The 8,915-nt window shown below is 45.5% G+C and carries 5 protein-coding genes; 4 read left to right on the top strand and 1 reads right to left on the bottom strand.

Going from position 1 to position 8,915, the window contains the following annotated elements; genetic code table 11:
- The first annotated feature begins 158 nt into the window (after positions 1 to 158).
- Entirely contained in the window at positions 159 to 683 is a 525-nt protein-coding gene (locus FET73_RS14885) for a GNAT family N-acetyltransferase (protein WP_154224765.1), read from the top strand.
- A gap of 136 nt (positions 684 to 819) precedes the next feature.
- Here FET73_RS14885 and FET73_RS14880 read toward each other — a convergent pair whose 3' ends face one another.
- Entirely contained in the window at positions 820 to 2,466 is a 1,647-nt protein-coding gene (locus FET73_RS14880; protein WP_154224764.1) for an FG-GAP repeat protein, read from the bottom strand.
- Between the two features lie 674 nt (positions 2,467 to 3,140).
- On the opposite strand from FET73_RS14880, the gene FET73_RS14875 reads away from it, so the two are divergent.
- From FET73_RS14875 to FET73_RS14865, 3 genes are all read left to right on the top strand, one after another.
- Positions 3,141 to 7,004 carry a DUF2339 domain-containing protein gene (locus FET73_RS14875; RefSeq protein WP_154224763.1) on the top strand — a complete coding sequence of 1,288 codons (3,864 nt, stop codon included), beginning with the start codon at positions 3,141 to 3,143 and terminating at the stop codon, positions 7,002 to 7,004.
- Complete coding sequence (locus tag FET73_RS14870; protein ID WP_154224762.1) at positions 7,001 to 8,392, top strand: DUF3999 family protein; 1,392 nt, start codon at positions 7,001 to 7,003, stop codon at positions 8,390 to 8,392. Before FET73_RS14875 ends, FET73_RS14870 begins: the two co-directional genes overlap by 4 nt.
- 101 nt (positions 8,393 to 8,493) lie before the next feature.
- Positions 8,494 to 8,898: a DUF1801 domain-containing protein gene (locus tag FET73_RS14865; protein WP_154224761.1), complete on the top strand. Its 405-nt coding sequence runs from the start codon at positions 8,494 to 8,496 to the stop codon at positions 8,896 to 8,898.
- Positions 8,899 to 8,915 lie beyond the last annotated feature (17 nt).

The following is an 8,915-nucleotide window of genomic DNA, read 5'->3' as shown; positions in this document are numbered from 1 at the left end:
GGTGTACAAAAAACTGCGGAAGTATGAGCAGTAAAAAACTTAACAAGCGCCTGCAATCTGACCTCCGGCCAATGGCGCCTTTTGTGCAAAAAACCGCACAAAAGGCGCCATTGGCCTCCGGCAGTTGAGGCGGGCGTTAGGCATCTTCGGAGATATTAATGAGCATTATTAGATTGGCAAGAATTTCTGATGCTGCAGATCTGGCTAAATTGGCGGAAGCTACGTTTAGAGATACATTCGCTCAGAAAAATACACCTGAAAATATGAATTCTCATTGCCTTTCAAGTTACGGAAATGAAATTCAAGGCCAAGAAATTGTTAGCTCAAAATATGTCACTTTCGTTGCAGAGATCGGCAGCAAGTTAGTGGCATACGCTCAACTCAGGTGGAGTGATTCCCCTAGTTGCGTTTCAGCTAATAGTCCAGGTGAGATTCACAGGCTTTACGTAGATAAAAATTTTCACGGAAAAGGCCTGGCTCATAACTTAATGAATGAGTGTCTTAAAGTTTTTGAGGAGCGCAATACTGATATCGCGTGGCTTGGAGTCTGGGAGGAAAACCCAAGAGCAATCGCTTTTTACAAAAAATTTAATTTCGAAGAAGCTGGAGAGCATGTATTTTCACTGGGTAGTGATCCGCAAAGGGACATTATTTTGGTGCGTCCAGTCAAGAACTTCGAATAAAATGCCTAACAAGTCAATGAACTTCGCGCCTTCGGCGCCGGACAGCTTACACTGCGCTTCGCTCCGTTTCAGCTGCCGGTTATTGAGGCGTTGAACAAAAACAACATGTTTCAACTGAAAACCAATAGCATTAAACTCAATTTTCAAAACCATTTTCAAAAATCAGATCAATAAAGACTTTCTGATAAATCACTGAAACCGAACCATTCATTGAGCCTGATGTGACTAAATTGCCAGCGGTGCCTACGGCCAAGTCATCTTTGTCATCCTTGTCAAAATCCCCAGAGACCAACGAATGACCAAAACGAACACCGCCACTGACAAAGCCGGGATAACCTAAACTGCCTTGGTGGAAAGAGTAATCTCTGTTCACGCCAAACAATTGGCCATCTTGTTGGCCGTGAAAAATTTGCACCGAGCCACAATCTTCAGCAGAATCTACGTCATCAAAAGGTATGCCCACAGCCAAATCATCAACACCATCACCATCGAAATCACCCGTGGTCAAAGCATAACCAAATTGATCGCCGGCTTCAGCTGCGCCATTGACATAAGTGGTATCTCGATGAATGAATTGATCGCCCGAAGCGGTGATGCCGCTTGAGCTACCATATAAAATAGCTATGGCACCTGCATTTGTGATGTTGCCAATGTCCTCTGTGGGTATGCCAATGGCCAGATCATCATAGCCATCACCATCAAAATCACCAGAGGCCAATGCATGCCCAAAACGGTCATTATTTTCTGAGCCGCCACTGATGCCGTCTGTATCTTGATCGAAGTGTTGCGCACCTGAGGTCGTTAAACCACCAAAAAGGCCATCACTGCCATAGACAATATTGACACCGCCGCCATTTCGATTGGTGCCGGCGGTTTGTACATCAGTCGGCACGCCAATGGCCAAGTCATCAAGACCATCACCGTTGAAATCACCAACAGCCAGTGCATAGCCAAAGTATTCATCATCGCGGGCACCGCCTGGCAAAGTGGATTGACTTAAAAACTTGTCATTGTTTCTGTCCAAGCCGATTCCACGGTAACCCATCACCACATTAACGGCACCTGCATTGGTGGCTAAATTACTGTTCACCGCCTCACCAGGAACACCAATGGCCAAATCATCATTGTCATCGCCATCGAAATCACCCACAGCCAAAGCAAAGCCAAAAAGGTCACCGGGCTCCGAGCTGCCACTTATGGCGTTACTTTGATAGAGTTGATCGAGGGGCGCATAAAGTAAACCGCAGTTACCTGCTGCATTTACATCACAATCAACCGTTCCTGGAAAAATCATGTTCGCCATGCCCGCATCGTCATCACCGCTCAAACTTTCAGTGGGCACACCGGCAATGATGTCCTTATAACCATAACAATATCCTGTAGAAAGACAGCCTTGATCAGCCCAAGCAAACATCCCAATGGCGACACTGAAGCCAAAATTATCACCGTTTTCGGCAGCCCCTGGTATATCGGGTGTGTCTTGAGAGTATTTGTTAATTGAACCTGAATAATGAAAAATACCCGAATCACCGCCGGTTAAACGGTATACAGCACCTGCCTTTTCACCGCCAACCAAAGCCCCCGGGCTGCCAATGACCAACTGCTGTTCATGAGAGGCCAGTGAATAACCAAAGCGGGCATCCAACTGTCGCGTTTCATCTATGCCCGGCGAATCCTGTTGAATGTGGTCGTTAGCAATCAGCACCAATTGTGATTGCGCTTGCGTCACAGACAGCATCAAGATGAATGCTGTTGCGATATGGTTGGTGCGTCTATTGAACATTGTTTTTCCCCGATCCGTTCAATTATTCTAAAACCTTAATAAATGGTTTGCAAATGAACTGGGAGATTTTGGGTTCTATCAAATGCAGCCCTAATCATCTGGTGCTTGGGAATGAAATTAAATTTGAATTTGAATTTGAATGGCCAGGATTTATCTGGTTATTTGTATAATGTGTGTTTATTTAATGGTTAGAAGTGTCAATCACCAACAGAAATTCATGTGAAAAAATACCTTTTCTGGTTCCCAGTCTCTCTAGATTGGTAACCCATAAGAATGAGGTAAAAGTGATTCAAACCAACCATGATAAAGCAATTCATTTGAACTGTCGCCACACTTTATTAATCCAGCTGGTCGAGATAATGGTAGATGTATGTGCACCCGCGAAGGGTGCAGCTACGGGTTTATCATTGCCTCAAAGCCGTCCTTCCCTTGAAGAATAGAATCTTTTTTTTGCTTCGCAATTCACCTCGTCGTTGAAAAGACGGTGTTATGGGTGGACGGAGCCGCAGCTTACAATTTCGAAATAATTTGTACCAGATTGTGGGCGGAACCGCGCTCTACAGATTCTTACTGGCGGTAATAAGCCGTGGCATCTTAAAGCCTGATGTGTCAAAATTAATGACAAGATCGGGCGGCAGTTTGTTGACCTGGCGGCATTGAGGGAATTGCGGCGAATGAGATACGTTTTTGGTTTTATTGCAGGTATTATTTTTGGTGCATTTATTGGCCGAGAATGGGGTGCCTATTTAGGTATATTTTTAGGGCTGTTTTGGGCTTGGGTTGTTGGCTTAAGCAAGAAAATCACCTCACTAGAAACTCGGATTGCTGATTTCGAAGCAAAAGAGCAGGTGGCTCGCTCTCAAGCACGGTTTGAAACTGATACGCCCCGGCGTAATGTTCAAGATGCTAAAGCTGACGGAACCATGGCAGATGAATCCAAGGCGGACGCTAGCAAGGCAGGTCAGTCACAACGGCCTTTGCCTCATGTCACACCGGATAAAACCGAATCCAATCCTGACGAATATACAAGTGCTCATAAAGATGCCATGGCGGCGCATGATAAAAAGCAACCTGAAGACTTGGTTTATGCTGCAGTTGAAACGCCTCAGCTCAATGATGAAGTTGCAGTTCAAGCTGAAGGTAAAGATGAAGCCAAGAATGAAGCATTAGACCAAGCTGCAGATGAATTGTTGGCAACGTGTGAAACAAATAATGAACTTGCTGTTGAATATACCCATGATGTGCCTGTGGCCACTGATTCAGCATACAATGAACATACCGCCAATAACGATGTGGTAGCAGCATCCAGCGAACACGCTGCGGAACGTCTTGAAGCAGAAAATTCAGCTACTGAAGAACAAGCCCTCCAAAAACCCTCTGCATTTGAACAAGCTGTAAGCAAGGCATTGAGCAAAACCAAAGATTGGATTGTAGGTTATTTTACCGGTGGTAATTCACTGGTCAGGACCGGCATGTTGGTGTTGTTTGTTGGTGTGGCTTTCTTATTGAAATACGTGGCAGAACGAACCGTTGTGCCTGTTGAATTCAGGTATGTTGGTATCCTTTTAGGCGCATTGGTACTTTTAGTGTTGGGGTGGCGCTTGCGCAAAAAGCGTCCGGGCTTTGCCTTGAGTTTACAAGGTGGTGGCATCGGAGTTTTGTATTTGACCTTGTTCGCGGCGATGCGATTGCACCAATTGATTCCTGCCAATATGGTGTTGATTTTACTGGTAGGCATCGTGGTATTTTCAGCTGCATTGGCGGTGTTACAGGATGCCATGGCTTTGGCAGTGATTGGTATTTTGGGTGGCTTTGCTGCGCCCATATTAACCTCTACAGGCAGTGGTAGTCATGTGCAATTGTTTGCTTATTACCTGTTATTGAACTTGAGCATTTTTGGCATCGCTTGGTTTAAATCTTGGCGTTTGTTGAATGTGGTGGGCTTTGTTTCAACCTTTGCTGTGGGCAGTGTTTGGGGTGCTAAATTTTATCAACCGCAATTCTTTGCCTCAGTCGAACCGTTTTTGATTGCTCACTTTTTACTTTATGTTGCTGTGGCCGTGTTGTTTGCTTTTAAACAGCCTCCGAAACTCAAAGGCATCAATGACGGTACCATCATATTCGGTACGCCTATTGTGGTGTTTTCATTGCAAGCGGCTTTGGTCAAAGACATCGAATATGGTTTGGCATACTCAGCTTTGGCTTTGGGTGTGTTTTATGTCTTGGTGGCTTATTTGGTGAAAATGCTGCACCGACCTTTCTTCAAGGATTTAATCGAATCATTCATCGCTTTGGGTGTTGGATTCGGCACTTTGGCGATTCCTTTGGGCTTCGATGGTCGCGTCACTTCGGCGATGTGGGTGGCAGAAGCCAGTGCGATGGTTTGGGTGGGTATCAAACAAAGCCGCGTGTTACCGCGTTTCAGTGGTTACGCCTTGGCTGTATTGGGAGCGATGGCATTCTTTGTCGAACCTGAGGTGAACAAAGAAGTCATGGCATTTATGAATGCCGACTTCATTGGCGTGGTCATTATTGTTTTGGCATCGGCTTTTATCGGCTTGTATGCAAGGATTCATGCTGATCGTTTACTCAAATTTGAAACGCCTTGGGTGTCGCATTTGATGTTGTTGGCCGCGGTGTCATGGTGGGTGATCGGTGGTTTGCATGAAATTGACAAACACTTCCGAGCCAGTGCCTATTTCTTGCAGCAGCTGTGGTTGTTGGTCACGACTTTGGTGTTGGTGTTCAGCGCCAAGAAATTGAGCCATGAATTATTGATGCGTTGTGCTTTGGTGGTGAATGTGGCGATGTGGCCGTTGTTAGCCAACGTCAACAGATACACCGTGGAAAAAACCATGTTCCTCAATGAACGCTTCGCAGGCTTGGCCATTGTGGCTGTTTTTTATATCATCATGTCAGTCTTTTGGGCTAAACATTTTGCACAACAACATGAGACGAAAACCAAATTGCAACAACCCTGGGTCAGCCGTTATTTCTTGGCTACTGGTGTGGTGACTTGGTTGTTTGCCATGGTTTATGAGATTCACCGGTTCTTACCGGATGTGCAGTTATTGTGGATAGAAAACATGATGGCGTTAACCGCAGGCGTGCTGTTGTGGTTTGGGCACAAAAAACAATGGCCTGACTTTAAGTGGGCGGCATTGGGTGTGGTATTTGCCATGGCCATGCCTTTGTATTTGACCTTTGTAACACTGCAATGGGACATACCTGTGCAGCTTAATGATTGGCCAATATTCAATGTGGCGTATTTGGCGATGTTGACATATGCTTTGACTCACTTTGTGGTGGCCAGGTATTGGCAGCTGAAGATGAAAGATGCTTCTGATATGTCGAACATCATTTCAGCAGTATTATTGCTGTTGTCCTTGGCCGCTTGGTTTATCAATGGTGTCAGAGAAGCGCAGTATTTTCTAGAAGCACCGCATGTGTTACCGGCTGTGGTGATTTTTGTCAGCGCATCATGGCTGCTTTTTGTGCTGTTGGCCCATCGAATGAACTGGTCTGATTTACACAAAATCAAATACGCCATCACGCCAGTTTTGGCTTATTTGGTGGTGATGGTGCCTAATTTTCAACCGTACCATGCCTCGGTAGGTGTGCTGGCTTGGTTGATGGCTTTTGCTGTCAATTATTGGGCACTGAAAGTTTATGACGGAAAATTGGGAAAAGCCACAGACCCTTTCCATGTCATCAGCTTGTTGAGTTTGAGTTTGGTGCTGATGTTTGAATGGGCGCAATTGATTGAATGGCAAATTGGCGTTGATAACATTTGGCATGACAGTGCGGCTGTGACCATGATGCTGGTGATTTTGGCTACAGTTTATGTACTCCGAGACCGCATCCAATGGCCATTGAAAGCTCAGCCACATGCTTACCTGTATTGGGCCTTGCCACTGATGATGTGTTTGCAATGGTTGATGCTGTTGGCCTTGAATGTGTCCAAACCAGGTGAATCCATCGGCATACCGTATTTGCCGGTTTTGAATGCGATTGACTTGGTGGGTGTGGCCACTTTGTTTTTGACTTATCTGATGCAAAAATCAGACCCTCAAAAATCGGGCATGACGTTTTTTATTCAAGACCAAAGAATAAGGTATGGTTTGTTCGCGGTCATGGGTTTTGTTATGCTCAATGCAAGCATGTTGCGTTGTTTCCATTACTGGTATGGCATCAATTACCAGTGGAACGATTTGGTTTCTTCATTTATGGTACAAACTGGTTTCAGTATTTTGTGGGCGGCCACCGCCGTGACACTGATGGTGTTGGCAGCGCGTAAAAAGTGGCGTCCAGTTTGGTTATTAGGTTTGGGCTTGATGATAGCCGTTGTGGCCAAACTGTTCTTGGTCGATATGTCGGCATCGGGCAGTATTGAACGCATTGTGGCATTTTTAACCGTGGGTGTGTTGTTGTCGGTGGTGGGTTATTTTTCACCTTTGCCGCCAGAAACCAAAGCCGAACATGAAGCCAAACATGAGGCCGAACATGAAGCCGAACATACAAAAGAGGAGGGCGCATGATGATTAAGTGTAACTTCAAAACGCCAGCAATTGTGGCTGGTATGCTGTTGTCGCTGAGTGCTGCTGCAGTCGATTTTAAATTCAAACAGCAGTTGAACACAAAAGACACAGAAGCCATGGGTTTTCAGCTGACCGTGCCTGAACATGTGTATCAGCAGGCGCAAAACCCACAATTGCATGACCTGCGGGTGCTCAATACACAAGGTGATCAGGTGCCTATGAAATTGAGCTTGATGGCAGATGACATTGAACGCAAGGTGTTTGAAAGTACCTTGCCTATTTTTTCATTGAACCACACCGTCAACACGCCATTGAAAAGCAAGCAGGTCACCACCTCATGGCAAGGTGACTTGCAGCAATTGACAGTAGAAACTTCTGAATCTGTACAAAGATTCATCAAAAGCCAAGAACAAAAACGCAATGACCGCTTTTTATTGGATGCGACTTCTCTGCGACAAGCGCAGGTAACTGGATTGACTTTGGATTGGCAGTTTGAATCAGCAGGTAACCGGGTTTTTTATGTCGAAGTGAAAGGCAGTAACGATTTGTCGAGTTGGAAAACCTTGAAATCAAGGCACAAGCTGATTGAGTTGAACACGGGGCAGCGGGTGGTTTTGGAAAATCAGATACCACTTTATGCCAAGGCTTTTGATTATTACCAATTGCGATTTTTGGGTCAGCCAGTTCCCCAAGTCAACAGTGTCAAGGCCAGTTTGTCCAGCCACAGCACATCGCAAAGTCTCACACACAAGCGCATATTGAGCTATGAAATCTTGGACCCAGAACAACACGGTTACACCATTATTTGGCAAACCGATGGCGTGTTTCCGATTGAATCCTATGCCTTTGACTTTCAATACAAAAACCTGATGGCCGATGTGCAATTATACTCAAAAGCCACAGAAAACAGTCGTTGGCAAAAAGTGACCAGTGGTCAGTTTTATCAATTGGGCACGGGTGAAATGGCGATGGAAAAAAACAGCCTCAACTTCAGACCTAACAACCACAGGTACTGGAAACTCACCACACAATCCAACATATCAAGCCAATGGATCAATGGATTGAGCTTTGCGTGGCGACCGCATCAACTACAATTCTTGGCCCAAGGTGACGGCCCTTACAGCTTGAATTACGGTGCCAAAGCGCTCAACCGACCAGCCAATAACCGCTGGTACCAACAATTGAGCTCGCAGGTAAAAAGCAACATGTTTTCAAGTGAAGTCACAGCCGGTAACGTGACTGAATTGGCCCCCAAACCCAAAGCAGAACCCAAACCACCTGAAGCCAAAATCAGCCGCTGGATTTTCTGGGGTTTGCTGGTCATCGTCCTCAGTGGCCTGTTCTACATGGCCAGTCGCTTGATGCGGGAAGTATCAAATGACGAATGAATTTATATTGTAGGGTGGGCTCCGCCCACCAACCAAATGGAACTTTCAATGGTGGGCAGAGCCCACCCTACATGATTTGTGACTCAGCTATAATATAAAAAATGGGCGATTCAGTACAGTCAAAATTTAACGCCTTTCCCGAAGCGGCTTGCGAAAAACTCATGGCCATTCGGGCCATCATATTTCAGTTGAGCAAAGAGAAGGAAATTGGGCAAATTACAGAAACACTGAAGTGGGGCGAGCCCAGTTATTTAGCCAAGCACGGCAGTACCGTCAGACTGTCATGGCGAGATAAATATCCTGAATATGTTTCTGTTTATTTCAACTGCAACACCATTTTGGTAGAGGCTTTCAGGGAATTGTATCCTGAAGCCTTCGAATTTATTGATAACAGGGAACTCAGACTGCCAATTGCCGAACCGCTTCCAAAGCATGAATTAACCGCATGCCTGAGCATGGCTTTGCGTTATCACACGATAAAGCATTTGCCCTTGTTGGGTGCTTGATTGAGCGAATTTTTGTA

This window comes from Marinicella rhabdoformis (assembly GCF_009671245.1).
Classification (GTDB): domain Bacteria; phylum Pseudomonadota; class Gammaproteobacteria; order Xanthomonadales; family Marinicellaceae; genus Marinicella; species Marinicella rhabdoformis.
Note: the sequence above shows the minus strand (reverse complement) of the source record. Positions and strands in the feature narration are given on the sequence as shown.

What these genes read in the sequence shown, in the direction of transcription:
- FET73_RS14885 (WP_154224765.1), top strand. Translation starts at nt 159, where the DNA reads ATGAGCATTATTAGATTGGCAAGAATTTCTGATGCTGCAGATCTGGCT.
- FET73_RS14880 (WP_154224764.1), bottom strand. Translation starts at nt 2,466, where the DNA reads ATGTTCAATAGACGCACCAACCATATCGCAACAGCATTCATCTTGATG.
- FET73_RS14875 (WP_154224763.1), top strand. Translation starts at nt 3,141, where the DNA reads ATGAGATACGTTTTTGGTTTTATTGCAGGTATTATTTTTGGTGCATTT.
- FET73_RS14870 (WP_154224762.1), top strand. Translation starts at nt 7,001, where the DNA reads ATGATGATTAAGTGTAACTTCAAAACGCCAGCAATTGTGGCTGGTATG.
- FET73_RS14865 (WP_154224761.1), top strand. Translation starts at nt 8,494, where the DNA reads ATGGGCGATTCAGTACAGTCAAAATTTAACGCCTTTCCCGAAGCGGCT.